The following is a 25,447-nucleotide window of genomic DNA, read 5'->3' on the forward strand; positions in this document are numbered from 1 at the left end:
CGGCGGCGCTAGCGGCCCTGGAGGGACCTGACGTTGTCGCCGAACGTCCAGTTCTTCGAGCCGTCCCAGTTGATGGACCAGGTCATCAACCCCTTGAGGTTGCCACCGAAGGCGTTCCAGCTCTGGCTCACCAGCGACGGGCTCATGTACCCGCCGCCCGCGCCCGGCTGGGCGGGCAGGCCGGGGACCTGCTTGTCGTAGGGAACCCTGATCGTGACCCCCTGGACGACCAGCCCGTTGTTCAGGCAGGTGGTCTGTGCGGTGAAGCCCTGAACCGTGCCCGCCGCGTAGGAATCGCCCGCGCAGCCGTACATGCTGCCGTTGTAGTACTGCATGTTCAGCCACCAGAGGCGGCCGTTGTCGGCGTACTTCTTGATGATGGGCAGGTACGCGCCCCAGATCGAGCCGTAGACGACGCTGCCGCCGGTCACGTAGGCGGTCTCCGGCGCCATGGTCAGGCCGAAGTTGGACGGCATCTGGGCGAGCACGCCGTCGATGATCCGGATGAGGTTGGACTGCGAGGCCGACAGCTGGTTGATGTTGCCGCTGCCGGTGAGACCGGTCTCGATGTCGATGTCGATGCCGTCGAAGTTGTAGCGCTTGAGAATCGGCACGACGGTCGCGACGAAGCGGTCGGCGACGGCGCTGGAGCTGAGGTCGATGCCCGCTGCGGCGCCGCCGATGGACATCAGGATCGTCGCCCCCGCCGCCTTGGCCTGGCACATCTCGGCCGGGGTGGCGACCTTGACGGTGGCGTCCATGCCGTCCTCCCACAGGACGGTGCCGTCGGAGCGGATGACGGGGAAGGCGGCATTGATCACGTTGTAGCCGTGTGCCTTGATGCGGGAGTCGGTGATGGGGGTCCAGCCGAAGGGCGGGTGCACGCCGTTGGACGCGCCGTCCCAGTTCTCCCAGTAGCCCTGAAGGACCTTGCCCGTGGGCCGTGACTTCACCGCGCACGTGGTGTCGGTCGGCGTGGGCGTGGGAGTGACGGTCGGCGTGGGCGTGGGCGTGGGCGTGGGCGTGGGCGTGGGAGTCGGGGTGACCGTGGGGCTCGGGCTCGGGCCTCCCGGGCCGTCGAAGCTGACGTCGTCGGCGTAGTAGGTGCCCTGGCCGTACCAGCCGTGAAGGTAGACCTCGGCGGTCGTCTGGCCGGAGGCGGTGGTGAAGGAGACGGACAGCTGGGTGTAGGTCGCCGAGGAGGTCCAGCCGGACCCGCCGCCGGTGACGCCGAGGTAGACGTAGCTTCCGCGTACCCACGCGGTCAGCGTGTAGGTGGTGCTCGGCCGTACGGACACCGTCTGGGCGCACCTGGCGTTGTCGGAGCCGCTCGCCGCCCCGGCGAGCGCCTTCGAGCCTGAGCGGACCGGAGTGCCGACCACCGACCCGAGTCCGCCGCCGCAGGACCAGGGGGAGAGCGTCCCGGTCTCGAAGCCGGGGTTGATCAGAAGGTTGGCGGCCTGGGCGGACGTCTGCGTGACGAGCACGCCGGCGATCGCCAGAAGTAACGCTACGGCCAGCACCAGGGGGCGCGCTGTTCGCTTCATGGGGGACAACCCTTCTGTCGCTGTGGTCGCGACAGGTCATGGGACATGACGGAGAAGCAGGGCCGCGAGACCGAGAGCTCTCGCCGGACTGACACGCATTATCCGGACAAGAAAGTTTCCTTACAATACTTCTCCCGTCAATCCTGTCGACATCCCCGCCCGTGCAACGGAAAAGGCCCCCGCCACATCAGCCGGCGAGGGCCTCTCACGATCCAGGTGTCAGACGACCTTGGTGTTCACCTCGGCGAAGTGGCACGCCACCGGATGCCCGTTCCCCCTGTCCACCAGCGCGGGCTCCTCGGTCGCGCAGATCTCCTGCGCCTTCCAGCAGCGCGTCCTGAACCGGCACCCACTGGGCGGGTCCATCGGCGAAGGCACGTCACCCGTCAGGATGATCCGCTCCCGCTGACGCTCCTCCTCGGGGTTCGCCGTCGGAGCCGCCGACAGCAGCGCCTGCGTGTAGGGGTGCGCGGGCCTGTCGTACAGGTCGTCCCTGGGCCCGGTCTCCACGACCTTCCCCAGGTACATCACCGCCACCCGGTCGGAGATGTGCCGCACCACCGACAGGTCGTGCGCGATGAACATGTACGCGAGACCCAGCGAGTCCTGCAGGTCCTCCAGCAGGTTCACCACGCCCGCCTGGACCGACACGTCGAGCGCCGACACCGGCTCGTCCAGGATCAGCAGCTTCGGCTCCAGCGCCAGCGCCCGCGCGATGCCGACGCGCTGCCGCTGACCGCCGGAGAACTCGTGCGGATACCGGTTGCCGTGCTCCGGCGACAGGCCCACCAGCGACAGCAGCTCGGCCACCCGCTTGGGCCCGTTCTTGTCCCACCGGCCGTGCACCTTCAGCGGCTCGGCGATGATGTCGTTGACCGGCATCTTGGGGTTCAGCGAGGCGTAGGGGTCCTGGAAGACGATCTGCATGTCCTGCCGTACGGCCTGCATCTGCCGGTTCGGCAGCCCCGTCAGCTCCTTGCCGCCGAACTTCACCGACCCCGAGGTCGGCTTGTGCAGCTGCAGGATGGCGCGGCCGGTCGTCGACTTGCCGCAGCCGGACTCGCCCACCACGCCCAGCGTCTCGCCCTTGTCGACGTGCAGGGACACGCCGCTGACCGCCTGCACCTGCGCCACGACGCGGCGCATGAGGCCGTTCCCCCTGACGGGGAAGTTCATGACGAGGTCGGTCACCTCGAGCAGTTTCTCGGTCATGACGTGGTCTCGCTGTTCGTGCGGAAGATGGCGGTCGGATCTGCCTTTTCAGCAAGTTGGGGCCAGTGGTGGCAGGCGGCGTAGTGCGCGCCGCCGTCCGTCTCCTCCAGCGAGGGCTCCGTGGTGGTGCACTCGGTGGTGGCCATGGGGCACCGCGGCGAGAACGGGCAGCCTACCGGCAGGTTGATCAGGGAGGGCGGGGTGCCCTTGATCGGCCGCAGCCTGCTGCCCGAGGTCTCGAGCGACGGGATGGAGCCGAGCAGGCCCGCCGTGTACGGCATGCGCGGCGTGTTGAACACCGTGTCGACGTCGCCGATCTCGACCGGCTTGCCCGCGTACATGACCAGCACCCTGTGGGCCATGCCCGCGATGACGCCCAGGTCGTGCGTGATGAGCACGACGGCGGCGTCGACCGCGTCCTTCACCTCGAGCAGCTTCTCCAGGATCTGCGCCTGCACGGTCACGTCGAGCGCCGTCGTCGGCTCGTCGGCGATGATCACGTCGGGGTTGTTGATGATCGCCATGGCGATCATCGCGCGCTGCCGCATGCCGCCGGAGAACTCGTGCGGGTAGGACTTCAGCCTGGCCGCCGCCTGCGGGATGCCGACCAGGTCGAGCATCTCCTTGGCGCGGGCCTGTGCCTGCTTGTACGGCACCAGCTCGTGCGCCAGCACGGCCTCGGCGAGCTGGTCGCCGATGGTGTGGACGGGGTTGAGCGCCGTCATCGGGTCCTGGAAGACCATCGCGATCTTCCTGCCGCGCAGGCCCCGCCGCTTGCGCTCGGACATCTTGAGCATGTCGTCGCCGCGGTAGGAGATGCTGCCGGTGATCCTGGCGGTCTTGGGCAGCAGGCCCATGACCGCCATCGAGGAGACCGACTTGCCCGAGCCCGACTCCCCGACGATGCCGAGCACCTCGCGCTCGTGCACCGTGTAGGACACGCCGCGCACGGCCTTGACCACGCCGTCGTCGGTGGGGAAGTTGACCTGGAGGTTCTCGACCTTGAGCACCTCGGTGGCGCCGGGACCCTTGGCCTCCGACAGCCGCTTGGCGATGTGGACAGAGGTCATCAGTCACGCACCCTGTTCTGTCGAGGGTCGAAGGCGTCCCGCAGACCGTCGCCGATGAAGTTGACCGACAGCGCGATGGCCACGATGAACAGTCCGGGCCACCAGAACAGCCACGGCCTTACCACCATGGCGTTCTTGTAATCGCTGATCAGCAGGCCGAGCGAGGTGTCAGGGCTCTTGACACCGAACCCGAGGAACGACAGGGCCGTCTCCAGCAGGATGCCGGAGGAGATCGCCAGGGTAGCCGAGACGATGATCACACCGAGCGTGTTCGGCAGGACGTGCTTGAAGATGATCCGCATCGAGGAGGTGCCGACGGCCCTGGCGGCCTCGACGAACTCCTTCTCGCGCAGCGACAGGAACTCGCCGCGGACCAGCCGGGTGACGCTGGTCCAGGTGATCAGGCCCAGCATGACGGCCATGAAGTAGGGGCCGAGGTTGCCGGTGGCACTGCCGACCACCGCGGCGATCACCAGCACCGGGATGGTGATCATCACGTCGGTGAAGCGCATGATGACCGCCTCGACCTTGCCGCGGAAGAATCCGGCGAAGGCGCCCAGCACCGTGCCGACCAGGGTGGAGACCAGCCCGATGGTCAGCGCGACGATGATCGAGACCTGCGCGCCGCGCATGGTCATCGCGAAGTAGTCCTTGCCGATGTTGTCCTGGCCGAAAGGGTGCTCGCCCAGGTGCATGCCCTCGCCGCCGAGGAACTCGGGGATGACGCCGAGGGTCGGGCGGCCACCGTCCACGACGGTGCCCGAGCCCGTCCACGGCTTGTCCCACCAGCCGGGGATCGGGCCGAAGCCGATGGAGCTGAAGGCCAGCACGAAGACGATCCCGAACAGGATCATGCCCGCGAGGGCGCCGCGGTGGCGGAAGAACCTGCGCCGGACGAGTTGGCCCTGCGTGCGGGCGACGATCGTCATGCCCTGCGCGTCGTTGGCCGCGGGCTGCTCCGTCTTGATGGTCATCTCGGTCTTCTCCGTCATGACAGCCTGATCCGCGGGTCGAGGTAGGCGTAGGCGATGTCGGCGAGCATGTTCCACACGACGATGGCGGTGCCGGTGATGAGGAAGAAGCCCATGACCGGCATGGGGTCGACCTCCCTCAGCCCGATCTCGAACATCTTGCCCATGCCCCGCCAGCCGAAGACCGTCTCGGTGATGACCGCGCCGCCGAAGACGCCGGCGAAGTCGAGGGCGAGGATCGTGGTGATCGGGATCATGCCGTTGCGGAAGGCGTGCTTGATGACGACGGTCCGCTCGGGCAGGCCCTTGGCACGTGCCGTACGGACGTAGTCCTGGTTCATCACCTCGAGCATGCTGGCCCTGCTGTAGCGGGAGTGGCTGGCCAGGCCCACGAGGATCAACGCAAGCGTGGGCAGCAGCAGGTGCATGCCGGAGTCGAGGGTGTTCTGCCAGAAGTTGCCGATGAAGTTCGGCGTCTCGGAGCCGATGGTGGCCACCGGGCGGCCCTTGAGCGCCCTGGCGTAGCCGTCCCACGATTCAAGCAGCCGGTCGAAGAAGATCATGGCGGCGACGAACAGGCCGCTGAAGACGGCCAGCGGAATCGCCTGGCGGCGCAGCAGGCCGCCGAACTGCCAGCCGATGGCCGCGCTCACCAGTCCGGCCACGACGAACAGACCGATGAGGGTCCAGACGCTGGGAGCGGTGAGCATGGGCAGCAGCGGGTAGTACAGCAGCGCGCCGAGGCCGGCCGCGCCCAGCGCCGCGTACATCGGCTGCAGGTGCTCGACGCCCGCGACCAGGGCGGTGGCGCCGGCGGCGGTGGCCAGGCCAACCACGAGGATGAACGGGAAGCCGAGACCGGGGTCGGCGAACCAGCGGCTCGCGGACAGCGCGAAGAGGATCACGGCGGTGACGATCAGGCCGATGCCGAAGGCGGTCAGCTTGCCCTTCCTGTCGCCGTTGTAGACCGACGCCCAGATCAGGCCCGCGGCCACCGCGATGGCCAGGATGATGGGAAGCGGGATGTACGGGTCCCTCAGCCAGTCGTTGAACTCGATCGCCACATACTGCTTCAGCATCGTCGCGACCCAGAAAACCGGTAGCGAGAAGCAGATGAAAGCTGCGAAGGTGATCCCGTGGTCGAAGCTGCTGTACTGGCGGAGCGCGGAGACGATGCCGATCGCGATACCGATCACCGCGGCCAGGATCGTGGCGACCACGACGAGCTTGAGGGTGGACGACATGGCGCCGGCGAGCAGCGAGGAAACCGTGGTGCCCGCCTTGTTGACCCCGAGGTCGCCCTGGAAGATGCCGGCCAGCCAGGAGATGTAGCGGACGGGGATGGGCTCGTCCAGATGCATGGCCGCGATACGTGCTTCCATCAGCCTGGGAGCGTCTGGCAGGCTGCTCTCGCGCAGGTCGGCGAGCGGATCCCCGGACAGCGCGACCAGGACGAACATGATGAACGTGGCGGCCAGCAGCGTCAGGCTTGATATGGCGAGCCTACGCGCGATGAATACAAGCAATTCCCCGAACCTCCTGCAGGTGACGGCTTCCGGGGGCCACAGCGGGGGATGGCCGGGCTAGGGCCGGAGCCGGGCCCGCCACGGTGCCTCGTGGGCGCGGCTTCGGCGGGCTGACGATGTTGACGACTTGGGTGTTACAGCCATGACGCGGGGCCGGTCTGGCGACCGGGCCCCGCGTCAGTTGTCGGCTAGGCCCCGCTTACTGGGCAGCCCACTGGTGCATGTTCCAGGTGATGGAAGCCTGGCTCGGGTTCGGCTGGACGTTCTGGAGGTTGGAGCTCCAGGCCGACAGAGCCGGCTGCGAGTACAGCGGGATCGTCGCCAGGTCGTCCCAGAGGATCTTCTCGACCTGCTGGATCAGCGGGGCGACCTTGGTCGGGTCGGTCTCGGCCAGGATCTGGTCGGCGAGCTTGTCGTACTCCTTGTTGGAGTAGCAGCCCTTGTTGTTGCCCTTGGCCGACGGGGTGCACTTCTTCGGCGTCTGGTAGGTGGAGGTCCAGCCGCTGTTCAGCGCGGAACCGGCCCAACCGAACAGGGCGATGTCGAAGTTGCCGTTGGCCAGGTCACCGGCGTCGTCGAAGAACTTCTCGCTGCCGGTGTCGGTGATCTCGAAGCCGACCGGGTCACACGAGGCCTTGATCAGCTCGACGACCTGGGTACGGCGAGGGTTCGGCTGGTTGTAGCCGATGTTGACCTTGATCGGGGTCTTGACGCCCGACTCGGCCACCAGCTTCTTGGCGCCCTCGATGTCGACCTTGTTGAACTTCTCGGAACCCGCGAAGGCCACGGCCTCGGCGTAGCCCGGCTGGAACGGCGCGATGTTGCGGACGTTCATCGGGGCCGCGCTCGGGTTCTGCGGCTTGATCAGGTTGTCGACGATCTGCTGCCGCGGGACGCACGCCGCGATGGCCTGACGCAGCTTGGCGTCCTTGAACACGCCCTTGTTGAAGTTGAAGTCCAGGTGGTCGTAGAGGAACTGCTCACCGGTCTTGACGGTGACGTCCTGCAGCGCCTGCACCTGGGCGAGCACGTCGGGGTTCGACTGCGGCTCGATGATGTTCGTCTCGCGGTTCTGCAGCGCCTGGACCTGCTGGTCCTGCGCGATGAAGCGGATGACGATCTTCTCGGTCTTGGCCTTCTCGCCCCAGTACTTCTCGTTGCGGGCCAGGGTGATGGACTGGCCGGGGGAGTAGGAGTCGAGCACGTACTGGCCGGAGGACGGGATGAGCGCCTTGTCCGGGAGCTTGCCGTTGAAGATCCAGCCCTTGCTGAAGAACTCGGCGGCCTTCTTGAGCTTGCCGTGGTCCTCGGCCTTGATGGCGTCGAACATCTCCTGCTCGCTCAGCCCACCCTGCTGCGCGACGATGTGCGCAGGCAGCTGGATGACCTCGAGGGCCGCCCAGTCACCGAACGGCTTGGTGTAGTTGAGCGTCACCTCCTTGTCACCGATCTTGCAGTCGGGCATCTTGATCTTGTCCCACTTGTCCGTGCTGATGTAGCTGAACTCGGGGAACTTGCCGGAGGCGACGGCATAGGTGAGCATCACGTCGTCACAGGCGATCGCGTTGCCGTCGGACCACACCGCGTTCGGGTTGATGGCGTACTTCACCGTCAGCGGGTCGTCAGAGGTCTTCTCGTAGGTGCCCATGTCCTTCTCGGGCTGGACGGAGCCGTCAGCGCCGAAGTGCCAGAAGTCCAGCTGGATCCGGTTCAGGACGATGTGGTTCTTCGAGGAGTATTCCTCGGCCGTCTCGCCGTTGTAGGAGCTGATCTCCTGCTCATGCGCGTGCGTGATCGTCGAGGCGTTGGCGGCGCCGCTGGCCGGGGCGGAGGCGCCGGTCGACGGGTCCGCGGCGGGCGCATTGTCGGTAGCGCCGCAGGCCGTCAGCAGGATCGCTGCTCCCGTCGCCGCTGCCAGGAACCTTCCGGCCCTGCGTGCAGATGACACGGACTTACTCCTTGGGGGTTGTCAACAAGTCGCTCTTGCGGAGAAATGAAGCATTACTCCACAGACTGAGGTAAGGGGTCACAGCACAGTGTTGCAGACCTGATGCCGTCAACGGCATGTTCTGTAACAAAGGCGGGGCGAATAGGTGCAAATCACCACATAAGTGTTACTCAGGGTGATCGAGGGGCAGAGAGCGTTCTCTGGTTGTCCACAGCCGCCCTGACCCGTCCACAGAATCCTGTTCGCAGCACGTCGTCAACCGTGTCATTCCCCATCCTGAGATCCCCACCCCGGCTGGAGGATCCCGATGGAACATTCCCCACCTGCCACCCTGGCACACGACCGTTTCCTGCTGGCTGCCGCCGTGTGGCGAGGCGCGAGCTGGACGAACCAGGCCGGCGGGACCTCCTGGAGATGTAGACCACGCGCCGCCCCGCCCGCCGTGGCACCCTGGAGGAGCTGGCCGGACGGCGTGCGTCCCCTGGTGGCGGCCTGGAGGGACGGGCCGGGTGGTGTGCGGTCCGCGGTGATCTGGACGCGGTTGGTCGGCGACGCATGCTCCGCGGTCACGTGCATCAGGCAACCGCGATCGACGGCGAGGATGCCCGCGATGCCCGAGGCCGAGCAGGCCGCGATCACCTGGGCGAGGCGTCTCGGCGGCGTGTCAGGTGGTGTGAACGGGGTCGGGCGGCTCGACGCTGGGTCATCTGGCGGGACCTCGGCGGAGCGGCGAGCGGTCGGTGTTCCCCGGACGGCGACCGCCGTACCCGTCGACGCGGTGGTCATCCCCTTCCCCGACCAGGCGGCCCGTGCCCGGTGGCGGTCGCAGGGACCTGACGGCTTCCCTCCCGCCTCTGTGGGAGCCAGGCCGAGGCCGCTCCTGCAGGCAATGGTCACCCATGCGGGCTCGCATCCAGAAGCCGGCCGGTTGGCCGCATGAATCCCCGACAGATCAGGCGATATGCGGATGTTACGGGCTGGTAGGCTGGCCGCGCGGACGTAGGTGATCCCTTATCGCGTGAGGGATCCTCACCCGGCGAGGGAGGCACCTGATGCGGCGGCGGTACGTTCACGGGCACGCGCGCCCGGTCTCCCGTCAGCACGCGATGCCCGAGGCCAGTGCCTTCGCGTCGATTCACGGCGGAAGAAGTCAGAAACGGCGGGCGAGCCGGGGGTAAGCGAATGTGTGAGAACGCTCCCCAGCGTATTGATGTGAACACACCCGATGCGGCGCGAATCCATGACTACATGCTGGATGGCAAGCAAGCTGGCTCCGAAGCGGTCTTATCGCCGTAAGGCCAATCCTGGGCCGGCGCCCCGGCGAGGCGCCCGCCTTCTGCTTGCGGCAGCCAGGAGTCTGCCGCCCGCACTCAGATGCGGGCGGCTCCTTCTCACTGAGCGGTTGAGCTGGAAAGTCGTTGATCAGCATGCGGTGGCGGTTGCCTCCCCGTACCGTTTCGGGAGGACGAGCGGTTCCCTACCTCGCAGTTGCGCATCATCGACCAGCACCCGGTCACGGGAACGGGCAACACCGCTGGGTGATGAGGAGTTCGAGTCCGTGCGCCGGCGAGTGGAGGGCATGCTCGACGCGTTGCCGACCCTGTTCCCCGAGCACGACTACGAGCCGCTCAGGAAACGCCTCGCCGCGCGTCTGTGAGGCCTGCACCCGATATCGGTTGGCGGGAACGATCGCGGGCGCGCTGACGTCGTAGCCGTTATGACGGATTTCGCGGGGATCGACGAGCAACTCCGGGTGACGAGGGAGCGGGTGCGGCGCTTCGACCAGCTGACACGGCAGCGGGGCGCGGTCACCCGCCAGCTCGGCGAGGTACGGCAGGCGGTCGCCGAGCTCCAGACGCGGCTGGCTGATGAGGAGGGCGACGTGACGCGCCTGGAGACCGGTTTCGCCGGATTCCTCGCCAAGCTGGTCGGCTCGAAGGAGGAGCGGCTGACCCAGGAGCGGGCCGAGGTGGAGGCAGCCCGGCAGCGGCTGGACGGCCAGCGCGCGCGGGTGGCGTCGTTGGAAGGCGACCTCGCGGGCATCGACGGTGAGCAGGCGCGGCTCGGACCCGTTCACGAGGAGTACGCGAGGCTGCTCGCCGAGAAGGAGCGGCTGCTGATCGAGCTGGCCGACTCGCGGGGGCGGGAGCTCGCGGAGCTGGCGGAACGGCTCGGCGACCGGACCGCCGACCTGCGCGAGCACGACGAGGCGCACAGGGCGGGCGTCAACGCGGGGCGCGAGCTCGCCTACGTGCTCGACCGGCTGAACAGCGCCAGTGGGGCATCGCGGTGGGACATGCTGGGCGGCGGGTACATGGCCGACTCGGTCGAGCGCACCAGGCTGGAAGAGGCGGACCAGGCGGCGTGGCAGGCGCAGCGGAAGCTCGACGTGTTCTCGAGGGAGCTGGCTGACATCGGGGTGGCGGCCAACCCCCAGCTGCCCGAGGTGGACACGCGGTGGTTCGTGGACACCTTCTTCGACAACATCATCACCGATGCGTTGAAGCACCAGCGGATCAACGGCACGCGCGACGCGGTGGCCCAGGTGGCGGAGTGGGCTGGGGTGACGGTGGCGGCCATCGCGCGGCGCAGCGCCGAGCTTGCGGCTGAACGCGCCGCCCTGCTGGCCCGCCGAGACGAACTCCTCGCCCCCCGCCCCTGACCCCGCCACCCCACCGATCTCGCACGGCCGAGAGTCGCGAGGGGATCAGCGGTGGAGGGGGCGGTGTGCTCGGTCCGATGTGTCTGTGCCGCCTTACGTACTCGAACGCGTGGGGGAGTGCTGGGTCAGGAGGGGGTGAGGGCGCGGGCGAGTTCGTGGGCCTCGGTGATGGCGGCGGGGATGTCCAGCACGGGGAAGATCGCGTGCCGGATCGTCCGCAGTTCGTCCACCACGAGGATCAGGCGCTTGAGCCGTACCACCTGCCCCGACCTGAACGTCGGCAGTCGCAGCGCCGCCGCCAGCCGTAGCTCCGTGTCCGAGAGCAGCGGAAACGGGATCTCCTCCATCTCGGCGAAGACCGCCTGCTCATCGGGACGCTGCGTGCTCACCCCGCGCAGCGCGATCCCGTCGTCCGCGAACGCCGGTGCCATCCCCTTGAACAGCCGGTTCTCCAGCGTGCAGCCGACCGCCCCCGGCACCTCGTTCCATCCGGGCGGCAGCGGCGACGGCACCCCGGTGGCGGGATAGGTGAAGAGCACCGTGGGACCGTCCACCACCTCGACGGGCCCGGTCGTGCTCTCAAGCTCCAGAGGCGAGGGGATGCGCGTCCCGACCAGCGAGTGAACCCGGCGTGCCTCGGGGCTGCCGGGCATGGCGACTCCGGTCAGGGTTCCGTCGCCGGCGAGCCACCGGTCGCCCCAGTCCTGCATCGCGATCAGCACCGGCGCCAGCGCCCAACCCACCTCGGTGAGCGGGTACTCGTGGCGAACCGGCCCCGACTGGTACGGCCTGCGCTCCAGCACCCCGTGCTCGACCAGGTGCCGGAGGCGTTCGGTCAGGACTTTGCGGGAGATGCCCAGTTCGCCGAGCAGTTCCTCGAAGCGCTGGTGCCCCCGGGCGGCCTCCCGCACGATCAGCAGGCTCCACCAGTCGCCGACCACCGATGCGGCCTGCGCGATCGAGCATTGGACGTCCTGTTCGCGGAGCTCTCTGGTCATACGACGACCCTACTACGAGTAAGTCTCTAAAGGAGACTGATGAGGCGAACCAGCGCGCTCTCGAGCGTGCCGGCGGGGTCGAGGTCGGCGCCTGCGCTGCGCCACGCGATGTATCCGTCGGGCCGGACGAGGACCGCTCCGCTCTTGCCCACGCCGTACCGCTCCAGCCAGGTGCCCTCGACGTCCAGCAGCTCGTCGCCGATGCGGTGCGGCGCGAGGCGCACGCCGAGCTGGTCCCTGACCGCGCGGCCCGCGTCCACCCAGCTCTGCCCGTACGGCCCGGCGAGCAGCACGAACCCCGACCCGAACAGGTCGAGCGTCGAGATCGTGCGCCCGTCCCAGTCGAGGACCACGTGCGGGGCGCGGCCACCGGGCCGGCCGGTGGGGACGCGGGGATCCTCCAGCAGGGACCCGTCGTCGTCCGGCTCGGACAGGATCGCGGCGGAGTGATACCGGCAGCCGAGGATGGCGGCGAAGGGGTCCTCGATCGGCTCGGGATAGTCCACGCGCTCAGCCGGTGGCATGCGGAAGCCGAGGTTCGCGAGCTGGGCGTCGGCGATCAGCTCGCCGACGGGTCGGCGTTCGGCGTCGTAGGAGTCGAGGAAGGAGGGGCCCGCCTGGCCCGAGATGACCAGCCAGAGCCGCCACGCGATGTCGCAGCCGTCCTGCAGCGCCGTGCTCCCGCCCTGGCCGCCGGTCGGCGGCATGGTGTGGGCGGCGTCGCCCGCCAGGAACACCCGTCCCGCCCGGTAGGTGTCGGCCAGGATGTGCGCGGTGGTGAACGTCGTGGTGTCGAGCACGGTGACGTCGAGGTCGGGCACGCCCACGCCGAGCCGTACCAGCTCGACGGCGTCGAAGTCGGTGGTCTCGCCGTCGTGGTTGACGCCGAGCACGTGCGCGCCGACGCCGGTCCCGGTGACGAAGACGCCGGTGAACGTGTCGTTCTGCAGGTACCAGAGGGTGACCTCGCGCTCGTTGACCAGGTCGCTGAGGTCGGCGTCGAACATGATCGCGTACAGGTGGCTCAGCACGCCCTTGCCTGAGGTCGGGATCGCCAGCGCCTCCCTGATCGGGCTGCGGTAGCCGTCGGCGGCGATGACGTAGTCGGCGCGCACGGTCGTCTCGACACCGTCGGCGCGGATCAGCGCGGTCACGCCGTCGTCGTCCTGCTCCAGGGAGACGAGCTCGGTGGAGAAGCGCAGGTCGGCGCCGAGTTCCTCGGCCTTGCGGCGCAGGACCCGCTCGACCTCCGCCTGCGGCGCGCCCAGGTCCGGGGCGGGGGACAGGTGGGTGGGGAAGGGCGCGGTGCTGGTGTCGAAGAGGATCTCGGGGGCCGGGTCGGCGAGGCTGGACGCGATCGCAATGCGCATGCTCTCGCCGATGCCCTGCCAGATGCGGTCGAGCTCCTCTTCCAGGCCCGGCACGGGACGCAGCAGCTCGACGGCGCGTGTGTTGACGCCGAACGCCTTGGGCTGGATGGAGGTGCTCGCGTGCCGTTCGACCAGCATGACGTCGACGCCGCGCCAGGCGAGCATGGTCGCGGCGCTGAGACCCGCGTAGCCGCCGCCGACGATCAGGACAGGTACTTCCATCGTTCGCTCCTTCGAGACATATCGCGTGTGGTTAAGATATGACGCGATTTGCTCGATGGTCAAGATATATCTCGACTTACGTCTCAGGGGTTCTGCTGCATCTGGATGAGCTGCTGGTCGTCGATCTCCGGCGGGAGGCGGGCGGCGCTGCTGCGTCTCTCCTGGCCTTGCCCCGCCGACCACGGTCCGGCTCGGATGATCGGCAGGTCACCGGCGGGAGTTCGCGGGGCGTTCTTCTCGTGGGTCTGCGCTTGGGCGAGTCGCGTGCTACCGACCCCGTCGCCCACCTCGCGTGGAAGAGGCTGGTCGCCGCCGCAGAGCTCAAGGAGGGCTGGGCCCCCAGGAGGTCGCGGCTGGGCGTGTCGCGATGGTGCCGCTGGGTGTTCGGGAGATGTCAGTCGCGGAGGTGCTGCTCCAGGCGTTCGACCTTGCTCGTCATGCCGTCGGTGACGCCCGGCCGTACGTCCGCCTTGAGCACCAGGCTCACGCGCGGAGCGACCTCGCCCACGGCCTCGACCGCCCGCTTCACCACGTCCATCACCTCGTCCCACTCTCCCTCGACAGTGGTGAACATGGCGTCGGTGTGGTTCGGCAGCCCGCTCTCACGCACCACCTTCACCGCGCGCGCGACAGGCTCGGACACGCCGTCGCCGACACCGAGCGGCGTGATGGAGAATGCAATGATCATGTGTTCGATCCTAGACGTCTGGCACCGCCCCGCCCCGCCGGCCCGCGGGTGGGTGAACGCGGCTGCTCACGCGTGAGGCGGTGGGTGGGAGCGGTGGCCCCCACCCACCGGAGCCTCAGTGGTCGTGACCCGCGTGGTCGTCGTCCTCGTCCTCGTCGCTGGGCCCCTCGGAAGGCTCGACGCCCAGAACGGCCTCGCGAGGCTCGACCTCCTGGACGTGCTCGATCAGCGAGAGCACGTGGTCGGGCTCGATGAGCCACTGCAGGGCGGTCGCGCCAGTCTCATCGGAGCTGACCAGCTCCGCCTGCTCCTTGCGCTCGTCCTCGTCGAGGTCGGCTTCAGGGTGCCGGATCTCGGCGAGGGCGGCCGCCTGCAGGGCGGCGACGTCCAGCACCTCGACGGTCAGTTCGACCGTGAGGCGAAGGAACTTTTCTTCATCACTCATGGCAGAAGAGCCTAGGGCAGCTTCCACTCCACAGGGGTCGCGCCTTGCTGGACGAGCAGCTCGTTGGCGCGGCTGAAGGGGCGCGAGCCGAAGAAACCGCTGCGGGCCGACAGAGGAGAGGGGTGGGCGGACTCGATGCGGGGCACCTGGCCGAGCATGGGGGCGAGGTTGCGGGCGTCGCGGCCCCACAGGATCGCCACCATGGGCTTGTCACGGGCGACCAGGGCGTGGATGGCCTGCTCCGTGACCTCCTCCCAGCCCTTGCCGCGGTGTGAGGCCGGCTTGCCCGGCATGACGGTCAGCACCCTGTTGAGGAGCAGGACGCCCTGGTCGGCCCAGGGGGTCAGGTCGCCGTTCGACGGCATCGGCAGGCCGAGGTCGGTCTCCATCTCCTTGTAGATGTTGCGCAGGCTGCCGGGCAGCGGGCGCACGTCGGGGGCCACGGAGAAGGACAGCCCGACGGGGTGCCCGGGCGTGGGGTAGGGGTCCTGCCCCACGATCAGCACCTTGACCTCGTCGAAGGGCTGGTTGAATGCGCGCAGGACGTTGGATCCCGAGGGGAGGTACTGCCTGCCCTCGGCGATCTCGTTGCGGAGGAACTCGCCCATCTCCGAGATCCGTTCGGAGACGGGCTCGAGGGCGCTAGCCCATCCTGGTTCGACTACTTCGTGTAGGGGACGACCGGCCATGGTCATGAACCTTACCGACCGGGGAGACCAGGGCGCATGCCGTACTGAAAAGATCACAAAGCGGGTTTTCCCGGCTTGACCAGCCAGGCGTCGAAGAGAGCGTCGAGCGGCTTGCCGGAGATCTTCTTCGACAGGGCGATGAAGTCGGCGGTGGTGGCGTTGCCGTACTTGTGGTCGGCGACCCAGGTGCGCAGGATCGTGAAGAAGGCCTTGTCGCCCACCTTCTTGCGCAGGACATGCAGCGTCATGGCACCGCGGGAGTAGACGGGGGCCTCGAAGAGCTCCTTCGCGGTGCCGGGGTCGGCGGGAGGGGTCTTCCAGAAAGCGTCGCCCGCGGGCTTGGCGTAGGCACTGGCGAAGGCGGACGACAGGCGGGTCGAGCCGCGCTTGTCGGCCCACAGCCACTCGGCGTAGGTGGCGAAGCCCTCGTTGAGCCAGATGTCCTTCCAGCGCTCGGGGGTGACAGCGTCGCCGAACCACTGGTGGGCCAGCTCGTGCGAGAGCAGGACGTCGTCGGGGAGGTTCGGGTAGATCGGCCTGGTCTGCGACTCCAGCGCGTAGCCGACGGAGGGGGCGTCGTCGACGATCGCGCCGGTGGTGGAGAACGGGTAGGGGCCGAAGAGCTCGCTGAAGTAGGCGAGGATGGGGCCGTGCCGCTGGGTCAGGCGCTTGGCCGCCGCGGCGTGCGCGGGATCGACGGCGACGATCGTGCGCAGGCCGCCGACCTTGGTGTCGGTGAGCTTGAAGTCGCCGATGGAGACGGTCGTCAGGTAGCTGGCCATCGGCTCCTTGGCGGCCCAGACGTAGGTCGTCCTGCCCATGGCGGCTCTCTGCGAGACGAGCTCGCCGTTGGCCACCGCGACGCGGTCGCTCGGAACGGTCACCGCGAACCGGAAGCCGGCCTTGTCGGTGATGTGGTGGTTGCCGGGGAACCAGGTCTTGGCGCCGTCCGGCTCGTTGGCGTTGAACACGCCGTCGGGGGTGCGGATCCAGCCCTCCTTCGAGCCGTCGGCGTCGATGATGGAGGTGGGCTTGCCGCTGTAGCGGACCGCGACGGTGAACGGCTTCCCCTTGGCGATCTCGGCGGCGGGGGTGACGACCAGTTCGTCGTCCTTCCGCGTGAACCGCGCGGCCGCCCCGTCGACGGTGACGGACTCGACGGCCAGCGTCTTGACCAGGTCGAGGTTGAACCGGCTGAGCGTCTGCGTACCGCGCGCGCTGATCGTCGCCGTGCCCTTCAGCACGTGGGTGCCGGGGTCGTAGTCGAGCGCCAGGTCGTAGTGGCGGGCGTCGTAGCCGCCGTTGCCCTGAGCGGGAAAGTACGGGTCGCCCGCGCCCTGGGCGCCGGGGGAGCCGGGGGAGCCGGCCACGGCGGGGGCGATGGGAAGGGCGAGCGCCGCGGAGGCGGTCAGGGCGAGAAGACGCTTCATGGAGTGATTCTCGCGCAATCCACGGGCGCCCGCCCGCCTGCCCCTGGAGCCAGGCGGGCGCCCGTGGATCACTTCACCGAGCCGGCCATCATGCCCTGCACGAAGTACCGCTGGAAGGCGAAGAACAGCGCCAGCGGGATGATCAGTGACAGGAAGGCGCCAGGCGCGATGATGTCAACGTTGGTCCCGAACTGCCGCATCTGCGACTGCAGCGCCTTGGTCATCGGCTGCGACGCGGTGTCGGCGAAGACCAGCGCGATGAGCAGGTCGTTCCACACCCACAGGAACTGGAAGATCCCCAGCGAGGCGATCGCGGGCTTGCCCAGCGGAAACACCACGGTCGCGAAGATCTTCCACTCCGACGCGCCGTCCATCCTGGCCGCCTCCAGCAGCGAGGATGGGATGCCGACGAAGAAGTTGCGCAGCAGGAAGATCGCGAAGGGCAGTCCGAACGCGACGTGGAACAGGACCACGCCCGGGATCGTGCCGAAGATGCCGACCTGGCCGTAGAGCGTGGCCATCGGGATCAGCGCGATCTGGATCGGCACGATCAGCAGGCCGACGACGACCAGGAAGAGCGTGTCGCGCCCGCGGAACTCCATCCACGCGAAGGCGTAGGCCGCCATCGCGGCGATGCCGATCACCAGCAGCGTGGTCGGCACGGTGATCAGGACCGTGTTCCAGAACGACGCGGAGAAGCCGGTGGCCAGCAGGCTGGAGTAGCTGCTGATCGTGAGCTCGGCGGGCTTGGTGAAGATCGTCCACCAGCCCTCGGAGTTGTTGACCGTCTCGTCGCGCAGCGAGACGACGAGCAGGCCGAGGGTCGGGATCAGCCAGAACAGCCCGATGAGGATCATCACGACCTGGACGGCGCCGCCGCCGAGGCGGTCGACGATCCTGCCGATGGGGCCTCGCCGTACGGCTCCCGCCTGAACGTGAGCCATCACTGCTCCCTCCTGAACCGGCGGATGTTCATGACCATGAACGGCAGGACCAGGATGAGCAGGAAGATCGCGAGCGCGCTGCCCAGCCCCTGGTTGTTGCCGCCGCCGAAGGAGACACGCCACATCTCCAGCGCGATCACGTTCGCGTTCGGCTGGACCGAGCCTGGCGCGATGATGAAGACGAGGTCGAAGACCTTCAAGGTATTGATGATCATCGTGACGAACACGACGAGCAGCACGGGCGACAGCAGCGGCACGGTGATCTTCCTGAACACCTGCCACTCGGTCGCGCCGTCGATGCGCGCGGCCTCCAGCGCGTCACGCGGGATCCCCGCCAGGCCGGCCGCGATCAGCACCATCGCGAAGCCCGCCCACACCCAGACGAACGCGCCGATGATGGCGGGCGTGATCAGGGTCGGGCCGAGCCAGGTCAGGCCGTTGAACGGCGCCTCGAAGTTCGACTGCGGCAGCCGTACGGTGTAGGAGCCCGGAGCGAGACCCTCGAAGCGGAAGGTGCCGTCGGGGCCCGTCGTGGCGGTGGCCGCGACGCTGCCGCCGCTGACCGCTTCCACGGTCACGCCGGGCAGGCCCTTCTCCGCGCCGTCGACCTCGCCGGCCTTGCCGCCGCCTCCCGGGGTGAAGTCCAGCCAGATGGTGCCGGTCAGCCCCTGTCCCGAGGCCGCGACGGCGGGCTTGGAGTCGGCGGGTACGGCCTCGGGCTTGAGGCCGACCAGCGGGATCAGCACCGGCTGGCCGGCCTGCACGGGCTGTTTGGTGACGACGGCGCCGCCCTGCTCTGCGACGGGCGAGGTGTCGTTCTGCCTCGGCCGCGCCCCCTCCAGGCCGCCACCGCTGGAGAACACGCCCGAGACCGTCGACATGAGCGCGTTGGCCACGCCGCGGTCCGGAGCCTCCTCGTAGACCAGGCGGAAGATGACGCCCGCGGCCATCAGCGAGACGGCCATCGGCATGAACACGATCAGCTTGAACGCGGTGGACCACCTGATGCGCTCGGTGAGCACGGCGAAGATCAGGCCGAGCGTGGTGACCACGATCGGGGCCACGACCACCCAGATCAGGTTGTTCCTGATGGTGGTGAGCGTGCCGGAATCGGTGAAGATCGTGCCGTAGTTCTGCAGGCCGACGAACTGGTTGCCGGTCGCGTCGTAGAGGCTACGGAAGATCGAGTAGATGATCGGATAGATGACCCAGATCCCCAGCAGGAGCATCGCGGGGAGGACGAAGAACCAGGCCACGATGGCCGAGGGGCCCAGCCTGCTGCGGCCGGACTTCGCGGGGGTCACGGTGGAGGTCGCGCTTGCCGCCGTGGCGGCGGCCTGGGCGGCTTCGCCGTCGCCGGAGGCGGTGGTGCGGGCGGGGTTGGGGTTCTCCGCGGTGGAGGTGCCCGACTGCGCCGTCTGGGGGGTGGGGTCCGGCCCGGGGGTGGACCCGCGCGACGTGGAGTCGCGCGGGTCGGTCGGGCCGTTCAACCTGTCGGTCACGGCCTCGCCCCTTTACTTCCAGGCCTTGGCGGCCTCGGTCTCAAGAGCCTTGGCGGCCGCCTTGGCGTCCGCGGGGTTGCGCAGGAAGTCCTGCAGCACCTTCCACTCGCCCTTGCCGTCGGTCCCGCCGAAGGCGCTCGGCGCGAGGTCGGACATGTCGTACCTGACGCTCTCACCGGCGGAGATGATCGTCTGCGCCAGCTGCTTGGTCAGGTCGCTCGGGTAGTTGTCGGGGGAGACGTTGCGGTTCGGCGACAGGTAGCCGGGCAGCTTCGCCCACACCTCGCCGCCCTCCTTGGAGGCCAGGAACTCCAGCAGCGCCATGGCGCCGGGGGACTCCTTCAGCGCCACCGCGATGTCGCCGCCGAGCACGACCGGCGCGGTCTCGCCGACCTTGGGGAAGGGGAACACCTTGGCCGATTCGCCGATCTTGGCGCCGGACTGGGTGGCGGAGGCGGCCACGAAGTCGGCCTCGATGACCATCGCGCCCTTGTCCTGGCCGTACACCTGGGTCACGCAGGTCGGGAAGTCGGTCTGCAGGGCGCCGGTGTTGCCGCCGACCATGTAGTCCTTCTTGCCGAAGATGCCGGCCATCTTCTCCAGCGCCGTCACGACGGAGGCGTCGGTCCACGGGATCTCGTGCTTGGCGAGCTGGTCGTACTTCTCGGGGCCCGCGCTCGAGAGGTAGACGTTCTCGAACAGGTCGGTGAGCGTCCAGCCGGAGGCGCCGCACAGCGAGAACGGCGGGGTGCCGGAGTCGGAAACCGCCTGCGCGGTCTTCAGCAGCTCGTCCCACGTGGTCGGGGCCTGCACGCCGGCGTCGGTGAACGCGGCGTCGCGGTACCAGATGATCGACTTGTGCGCGGCCTTGACGAGCACGCCGTACACCTGGCCGCCCGCGGAGCCGAGCTCCTTCCAGTACGGGGTGTAGTTGTCGTCGATCTGCTTCTGGACCTCGGCGCTGAGGGGCTTGAGCGCCTTCTGGTCGGCGTACTGCTTCACCAGGCCCGGCTGCGGGAGGATCGCGATGTCGGGCGGGCTGCCGCCCTGGATGCGGGGGCCGAGGTAGGCGCCGGTGTCCTCACCCGTGGAGGCGTAGGTGACCTTGGCGCCCGTCTTGTTCTGGAACTCCTTGAGCACGGCCTCGAAGTTGGTCTGCTCCTCACCGGTCCACTTGGCGGCGACCTCGATGTTCACCCCCTCGAGCGGCTTGGCTGCGGCCGGCGCGGAGCTGGCGGCTCCGGTCTGCTGGGGGGTTGTCGTTGGGGCGTTGCCGCAGGCGGCGACGGCTACCGCGAGCCCCGCCAGAACAACTGCTTTGCGCATGATGCCTGACCTCGTATCACTGGGTTGCGATGATCTCAGCTAGCTCTGCCTTCATGGAGGCAGCCACGTCATCGGTTGGTTGGTCGTATGGCGGGCTGAGCGCCTTGGAGACCGCGCTGGCGATCACCAGGCTCAGCTGGTTGTAGTTCGCGCTGACCGGTCGCGGCTTGGCCGCGAGGATGCTCTCCTTCAGCACAGGCAGATAGGGGAAGCGTTTGATCAGCGATGGGTCGTCATAGAGCTCGGCCCAGACGGGCGGGAAGGAACCCTCCGTCAGGACGCGACGCTCGTTCTCCAGACTGGTGAAGTACTTGATGAACTCCTGCGCGGTGTTCTGCCGCTTGGAGTAGGCGCTGATGGCCAGGTTGGCGCCGCCCAACGAGCTCGATCCGGGCCCTTCGGGTCCGGGGAGCCTGGTCACCGCGAACTTGCCGGCCACCTTCGACTGCGTGGCGGGGCCGTACGCGTGGGGCCAGTTGCGGGCGAAGACCAGCTGGCCGTTCTGGAAGGCCAGCCTGGACTCCTCCTCCTTGTAGTTCAGCGCCTGCGGAGGGATCCATCCCTCGCGCAGACCCCGGGTGAAGAAGTCGAGCGCCTGCTTCGCCTTGGCCTGGTCCAGGTCGAGCAGCGTCCCGCCCGCTGACTGGACCGCCTCGGCGAAGTTGACCGTCAGTCCCTCATAGGCGGCCAGCTGTCCCGCGTAGCCGCCGATGTCATGTCCTTTGGTGATCGCAAGGGCTTGTGAGCGAAGAGAAGCCCAGGTCGTGGGCGGCTTCTTGACCAGGTCCTTGCGGTAGTAGAGGAGCCCGGCGTTGCTCGTGTACGGCACCGCCCAGAGCTTCCCCCTGTAGACCGCGGTATCCACGACGGGCGGCAGGAACCTGTCGAGCGGGAAGAGCCCGCGCTCCAGGGGGATGATCCAGCCGTTGTCGGCGAACTCCGCCGTCCACACCACATCGAGTCCGAGCACGTCGTAGCGGTCGCTCCTGGCCTGCAGGTTCGACACCAGTTGTGCGCGCTGCTCGTCGGCCGCCTCCGGCAGTTCGAGCAGGGTCACCTTCTGCGCGGGGTGCGCCTTGTTCCACCGGTCCAGCAGGGGTTGTAGATAGCCGGTGGTGTCGCGTCCCGTGGCGAAGGTGATCGGGCCGTTGGGGTCTTCCCCGCCCTCTTCCGTCGCCGCCGCGCATCCGGCCACCAGGAGCGCGATCAGCATCACGGAAAGGGGACGGAACACGCATGACCTCCAAATTTCGAGCGGATTACATTCGTGTTAGGTAGATGCATTCATGTTATGCACAGCGCTAATCTGAACGTCAACGGATATGTCCGTAACGAGCGCGTAACGAGGAGGTGGGGCGTGCGGTTGCACCTGCTGGCGCTCCTCGCGAAGGAACCCGCACACGGGTACGAGCTCAAGCAGGCTCTGGAGCAAACCTTCGGCACTGCGTACCCCTCACCCAACATCGGCCAGATCTACGTGACGCTGGGCCGTCTCGAGAAGGACGGCCTGGTCAGAGCCGTCGACGTCGAGCAGTCCAACCGGCCCAACAAGAAGGTCTACTACCTGACGGCCAAAGGTCGCGACTCGCTCACCGACTGGGTGGACGAGCCGACCGAGGGGCCGCGGGTGCGCGACGAGTTCTTCATGAAGCTCGTGCTCGCCCCGCTGACCGGCATCGCCGACCGCATGGCGTTGATCAACCGGCAGCGCCGGCACTACCTTGCGCTGATGCGCGATCTCAACGAACTCGCCGAACGGACCGATCAGGGGAATCAGGTCGCGCTCCTGCTGATCGAGGGCGCCATGCTGCACCTGCAGGCCGACCTCGACTGGCTCGAACGCTGCCAGGAGGACCTGACGTGACCGTGCTCAAGACCGTCAACCTTGTGAAGATCTACCAGAACAAGCACGTGCCCGTGCCCGCGGTGCGCGGCGTGGATCTGCAGGTCGACGAGGGGGAGTTCGTCGCGATCATGGGCCCTTCCGGCTCGGGCAAGTCGACGCTCGTGCACATGCTCGGCGGGCTCGACACCCGCACCAGCGGCGAGATCTGGCTGGACGGCCAGCGCGCCGACACGCTCTCCGAGAGCGCGTGGGCGCTGCTGCGGCGCAAGAAGATCGGGTTCGTCTTCCAGTTCTTCAACCTGGTCGCCAGCATGACCGTCGCCGACAACGTGGAGCTTCCCGCGCTGCTGGCCGGAGCCTCGCCCAAGGTGGCGCGCGAGCGCAGGGAGTACCTCCTCGACGCGCTCAGCCTCACCGAGCGGGTCGAGGCCTCGCCCGCCCAGCTGTCGGGCGGCGAACAGCAGCGGGTGGCGCTGGCCCGCGCGCTGGCCAACAAGCCGAGCCTGCTGCTGGCCGACGAACCCACGGGCAACCTCGACAGCCGCAACACCCGCGACGTGCTGCGCCTGCTGGGCCAGGTGCACCGCGACGGGCAGACGATCGTCCTGGTCACCCATGACGCCAGGGTGGCCAGCCTCGCGGACAGGGTCGTCTCGCTGCTCGACGGCGAGATCGTCGACGACGGCAAGATCGCGCGCAGGCGTCCCGGCAGAGGCGGCGGCGCGGGAGAGGTCATCGATCTTCGATGAGAGCCGGCGCCCGATGGATCAGAGCCGACCTGCGCGCCAGGCGCGGCCAGGCCGTTCTCACCGTGCTCACGATCGCCGGGATCGTGGCCGCGCTGATCACCGCGGCCACCCTGCTCGAGGACGGTACCAACCCCTGGCGAGGCCTGTTCGCCGAGACCAACGGCGCCCACCTGTGGATCCATACCAAGGACAGGCCGCAGGTCGTCGCGCTCAGGGCGATCGACGGGGTGACGCAGGCGTCGGGGCCCTACCGCACGGCGCCCGTGACGCTGGTGCAGGAGCGCAGGAAGGCCCCCGTCGCGCTGCGCGCCATGCCGGTCGCAGCGCCCGAGGTGGCGCGTCCCGTGGTCGCGGACGGCGGCTGGCTCAACCCCGCCCAGCCCGACGGTGTGGTCGTCGAGCGCTCCTTCGCCAGGGCGCTCGGGCTGCGCCTGGGCGGCTCGGTCACCGTGACCGCGCTGAGCGGCGCCCGCCACGTGCTGTACGTGCGCGGCATCGCCGACTCGGCCGACCAGGGCTTCTATCCCGAGTGGACGCCCGGCCTGATCTGGGTGCTGCCGGAGAAGCTCGACAAGGTCGAGCCCGAACTCGGGCGCAGCGAGTGGGTGACGGGCCTGCGCCTCGACGACCCGGAGGCGACCCAGTTCGTCTCCCAGCGCGTGGTGGTGATGCTGGACGAGGAGGTCCAGCGCGTCTACACCTGGCGTGAGGTGCGCGCCGCGATGGAGCTGGACAACCGCCTGCTCGGCACGCTGCTCGCGCTGTTCGGCATCGTCGGCCTGGTGGCCGCCGTGCTCGCGCTGGCCAACGCCGCCGGCGGGCGCGTGCTGTCGCAGCTGCGCGACCTGGCGACGCTGAAGTCCATGGGTTTCACCAGGGGCCAGCTGGCGAGCCTGCTCCTGGTCGAGCACGGCGCGCTGGGCCTGCTCGGCATCGCGCTCGGCGTACTGCCCGGCTGGCTGGTGACCTGGCTGGTGCTCGACACCAGTTCCGTCGCGCTCGTGCCGCTGCTGGCCATCGTCGCGGGCACCGCGCTGGTGGTGCTCGTGGCCGTGGGCGTGCCCGCGTGGCGCGGCAGCCGTACCCCGCCCATCCCCGCCGCGCCCTCGGCGCCGCCGCGTGGCCGGCTGTCGCGGCTGGCCAGGCTCGCCCTCCTCGTACGGCTGCCGCCCGCGCTCGTGCTGGGCGCGCGCGACGCCTTCAGCAGGCGGGTGCCGGCCTTCCTGACGGCGTTCGGCCTCGCCGTGCCGATGATGATGATCACCATCGGGCTCGGCGTCTGGGCCACGCTCGACAACTTCCTCGCCCATCCCGAGCAGGTGGGCCAGCACGCCCAGCTGCTGGTGCGCCCGGACAAGCTGACCCCCGAGGAGGCCAAGGGCCTCGCCCAGCGCGACCCCGCCGTCCAGCAGGTCTATCCGGGCGCCGAGGTCGACGCGCTGGTGCCGGGCGAGGCCAGGTCGATCAGGGTGCGCGCGATCGGCGGCTCCGCCTCGCCGTACCCCTTTCCCGTGGTCGAGGGCCGCATGTACGCCGACAGGGGCGAGGCCGTCGCCGGGCAGGGCCTGCTCGACCTGCTGCGGGTGAAGATCGGCGACAGGGTGTGGCTGTCGGTCGGCGGTACCCCGCTGATCGTGCGGATCGTCGGCAGGACCGTCGAGCCCGACCTCGACGGCCAGGTGCTCTCGCTCGGCGTGGACAGCCTGGCGGCCAAGGATGTGGTGCCGCCCGAGTTCTGGGGCCTGGCGCTGAAGAAGGGCGCCGACCCCGCGGAGGTGCGCGACAGGCTGCTGGCGGCCTCAGGGGAGGGGCTGGAGATCCAGCGCGTGGTCAACCCGGCCGAACGGCTGGCGGTCATCCGCGTGGTCATCGTCGCGCTCGTCGGCGTGCTCGCGCTGATCGGCCTGGCCAACCTGCTGACGGCGAGCGCGCTCGGCCTGCGCGACCACGCCTACGATCTGGCGGTGCTGAAGGCGATGGGGCTCACCCCGCGGCAGGTCATGGCCACGCTGGTGACGGGCACAGGGTTGCTGGTCGTCGTCGGCATCGTGATCGGCACGGCCGTGGGCTCCTTCGTCGTGAAGGGCCTGATCGACCTGCAGGGCCACACCAGCGGCGTGGGGGCGGGCATCGCCCGTCCGCCCTCGCCCCTCATGCTGGTCGTGGCCGTGGTGGCGGCCGTGGGAGCGGCGCTGGCCGTCGCCCTCATCCCCGCCCGTCGTGCCGCCCGCGCGCAGGTGCCCGTCACGGCCAGGTGATCGCACGGGTGTCTGTCGCCGTTGACAGACACCCACGAAGGCGG

Annotated in this window: 22 protein-coding genes; 5 read left to right on the forward strand and 17 right to left on the reverse strand. The window is 68.7% G+C overall.

The features are described from left to right. Window positions 1–8: 8 nt before the first annotated feature. The 6 genes from AB0B45_RS17280 to AB0B45_RS17305 form a co-directional block, all read right to left on the reverse strand. Window positions 9–1,547: a glycosyl hydrolase family 18 protein gene (locus tag AB0B45_RS17280; protein WP_358131464.1), complete on the reverse strand. Its 1,539-nt coding sequence runs from the start codon at window positions 1,545–1,547 to the stop codon at window positions 9–11. Between the two features lie 219 nt (window positions 1,548–1,766). Continuing rightward, window positions 1,767–2,759 carry a dipeptide ABC transporter ATP-binding protein gene (locus AB0B45_RS17285; RefSeq protein WP_358131465.1) on the reverse strand — a complete coding sequence of 331 codons (993 nt, stop codon included), beginning with the start codon at window positions 2,757–2,759 and terminating at the stop codon, window positions 1,767–1,769. Then, the gene (locus tag AB0B45_RS17290; RefSeq protein ID WP_358131467.1) at window positions 2,756–3,829 is read right to left on the reverse strand and encodes an ABC transporter ATP-binding protein; all 1,074 of its coding nucleotides are present in this window, start codon (window positions 3,827–3,829) and stop codon (window positions 2,756–2,758) included. The genes AB0B45_RS17285 and AB0B45_RS17290 overlap by 4 nt, the downstream gene beginning before the upstream one ends. Then, window positions 3,829–4,803 (reverse strand): ABC transporter permease, encoded by a 975-nt coding sequence (locus AB0B45_RS17295; RefSeq protein WP_358131469.1) that lies wholly within the window; start codon window positions 4,801–4,803, stop codon window positions 3,829–3,831. The genes AB0B45_RS17290 and AB0B45_RS17295 overlap by 1 nt, the downstream gene beginning before the upstream one ends. 14 nt (window positions 4,804–4,817) lie before the next feature. Continuing rightward, window positions 4,818–6,326 carry an ABC transporter permease gene (locus AB0B45_RS17300; RefSeq protein ID WP_358131470.1) on the reverse strand — a complete coding sequence of 503 codons (1,509 nt, stop codon included), beginning with the start codon at window positions 6,324–6,326 and terminating at the stop codon, window positions 4,818–4,820. A 199-nt stretch (window positions 6,327–6,525) separates the two neighbouring features. Next, complete coding sequence (locus AB0B45_RS17305; protein WP_358131472.1) at window positions 6,526–8,274, reverse strand: ABC transporter family substrate-binding protein; 1,749 nt, start codon at window positions 8,272–8,274, stop codon at window positions 6,526–6,528. 610 nt (window positions 8,275–8,884) lie between these two features. Between AB0B45_RS17305 and AB0B45_RS17310 the strand changes: the two genes are divergently transcribed. Both AB0B45_RS17310 and AB0B45_RS17315 read left to right on the forward strand, forming a co-directional pair. Continuing rightward, on the forward strand, window positions 8,885–9,214 hold the full coding sequence (locus AB0B45_RS17310; RefSeq protein WP_358131474.1) for a hypothetical protein: 330 nt from the start codon (window positions 8,885–8,887) through the stop codon (window positions 9,212–9,214). Window positions 9,215–9,991: 777 nt separating this feature from the next. Continuing rightward, entirely contained in the window at window positions 9,992–10,936 is a 945-nt protein-coding gene (locus AB0B45_RS17315; RefSeq protein ID WP_358131475.1) for a hypothetical protein, read from the forward strand. A 125-nt stretch (window positions 10,937–11,061) separates the two neighbouring features. On the opposite strand, the gene AB0B45_RS17320 is transcribed toward AB0B45_RS17315, so the two are convergent. The 11 genes from AB0B45_RS17320 to AB0B45_RS17370 form a co-directional block, all read right to left on the reverse strand. Beyond that, window positions 11,062–11,934: a winged helix-turn-helix transcriptional regulator gene (locus AB0B45_RS17320; protein WP_358131476.1), complete on the reverse strand. Its 873-nt coding sequence runs from the start codon at window positions 11,932–11,934 to the stop codon at window positions 11,062–11,064. A gap of 26 nt (window positions 11,935–11,960) precedes the next feature. Next, window positions 11,961–13,526 carry an FAD-dependent oxidoreductase gene (locus tag AB0B45_RS17325; RefSeq protein ID WP_358131478.1) on the reverse strand — a complete coding sequence of 522 codons (1,566 nt, stop codon included), beginning with the start codon at window positions 13,524–13,526 and terminating at the stop codon, window positions 11,961–11,963. Between the two features lie 83 nt (window positions 13,527–13,609). Then, complete coding sequence (locus AB0B45_RS17330) at window positions 13,610–13,813, reverse strand: hypothetical protein (protein ID WP_358131480.1); 204 nt, start codon at window positions 13,811–13,813, stop codon at window positions 13,610–13,612. A 107-nt stretch (window positions 13,814–13,920) separates the two neighbouring features. After that, a complete protein-coding gene (locus AB0B45_RS17335; RefSeq protein WP_358131481.1) occupies window positions 13,921–14,214 on the reverse strand; it encodes an MTH1187 family thiamine-binding protein in 294 nt (97 codons plus the stop codon). Window positions 14,215–14,329: 115 nt separating this feature from the next. After that, complete coding sequence (locus tag AB0B45_RS17340; RefSeq protein ID WP_358131482.1) at window positions 14,330–14,659, reverse strand: hypothetical protein; 330 nt, start codon at window positions 14,657–14,659, stop codon at window positions 14,330–14,332. A gap of 11 nt (window positions 14,660–14,670) precedes the next feature. Further along, a complete protein-coding gene (locus AB0B45_RS17345; protein WP_358131484.1) occupies window positions 14,671–15,348 on the reverse strand; it encodes a uracil-DNA glycosylase in 678 nt (225 codons plus the stop codon). A 53-nt stretch (window positions 15,349–15,401) separates the two neighbouring features. Beyond that, window positions 15,402–16,778: a M1 family metallopeptidase gene (locus AB0B45_RS17350; RefSeq protein WP_358131485.1), complete on the reverse strand. Its 1,377-nt coding sequence runs from the start codon at window positions 16,776–16,778 to the stop codon at window positions 15,402–15,404. Between the two features lie 68 nt (window positions 16,779–16,846). Further along, window positions 16,847–17,722, reverse strand: coding sequence for a carbohydrate ABC transporter permease (locus tag AB0B45_RS17355; RefSeq protein WP_358131486.1), 876 nt, complete (start codon window positions 17,720–17,722; stop codon window positions 16,847–16,849). Continuing rightward, window positions 17,722–19,224, reverse strand: coding sequence for an ABC transporter permease subunit (locus AB0B45_RS17360; protein ID WP_358131487.1), 1,503 nt, complete (start codon window positions 19,222–19,224; stop codon window positions 17,722–17,724). Before AB0B45_RS17360 ends, AB0B45_RS17355 begins: the two co-directional genes overlap by 1 nt. A 12-nt stretch (window positions 19,225–19,236) precedes the next feature. After that, window positions 19,237–20,550, reverse strand: a complete 1,314-nt coding sequence (locus AB0B45_RS17365) for an ABC transporter substrate-binding protein (RefSeq protein WP_358131488.1) — start codon at window positions 20,548–20,550, stop codon at window positions 19,237–19,239. Window positions 20,551–20,566: 16 nt separating this feature from the next. Further along, on the reverse strand, window positions 20,567–21,763 hold the full coding sequence (locus AB0B45_RS17370; protein WP_358131489.1) for an ABC transporter substrate-binding protein: 1,197 nt from the start codon (window positions 21,761–21,763) through the stop codon (window positions 20,567–20,569). Window positions 21,764–21,907: 144 nt separating this feature from the next. On the opposite strand from AB0B45_RS17370, the gene AB0B45_RS17375 reads away from it, so the two are divergent. Genes AB0B45_RS17375 through AB0B45_RS17385 form a run of 3 tightly spaced genes read left to right on the forward strand, consistent with a single transcriptional unit; the run spans window position 21,908 to window position 25,403 of the window. Beyond that, entirely contained in the window at window positions 21,908–22,414 is a 507-nt protein-coding gene (locus tag AB0B45_RS17375; RefSeq protein ID WP_358131490.1) for a PadR family transcriptional regulator, read from the forward strand. After that, window positions 22,411–23,145, forward strand: a complete 735-nt coding sequence (locus AB0B45_RS17380; RefSeq protein ID WP_358131492.1) for an ABC transporter ATP-binding protein — start codon at window positions 22,411–22,413, stop codon at window positions 23,143–23,145. The genes AB0B45_RS17375 and AB0B45_RS17380 overlap by 4 nt, the downstream gene beginning before the upstream one ends. Continuing rightward, complete coding sequence (locus AB0B45_RS17385) at window positions 23,142–25,403, forward strand: FtsX-like permease family protein (RefSeq protein ID WP_358131494.1); 2,262 nt, start codon at window positions 23,142–23,144, stop codon at window positions 25,401–25,403. Before AB0B45_RS17380 ends, AB0B45_RS17385 begins: the two co-directional genes overlap by 4 nt. Window positions 25,404–25,447 lie beyond the last annotated feature (44 nt).

Origin of the sequence: Nonomuraea sp. NPDC049152 (assembly GCF_040648355.1) — a bacterium.
In the GTDB taxonomy this organism is placed as follows: Bacteria; Actinomycetota; Actinomycetes; order Streptosporangiales; family Streptosporangiaceae; genus Nonomuraea.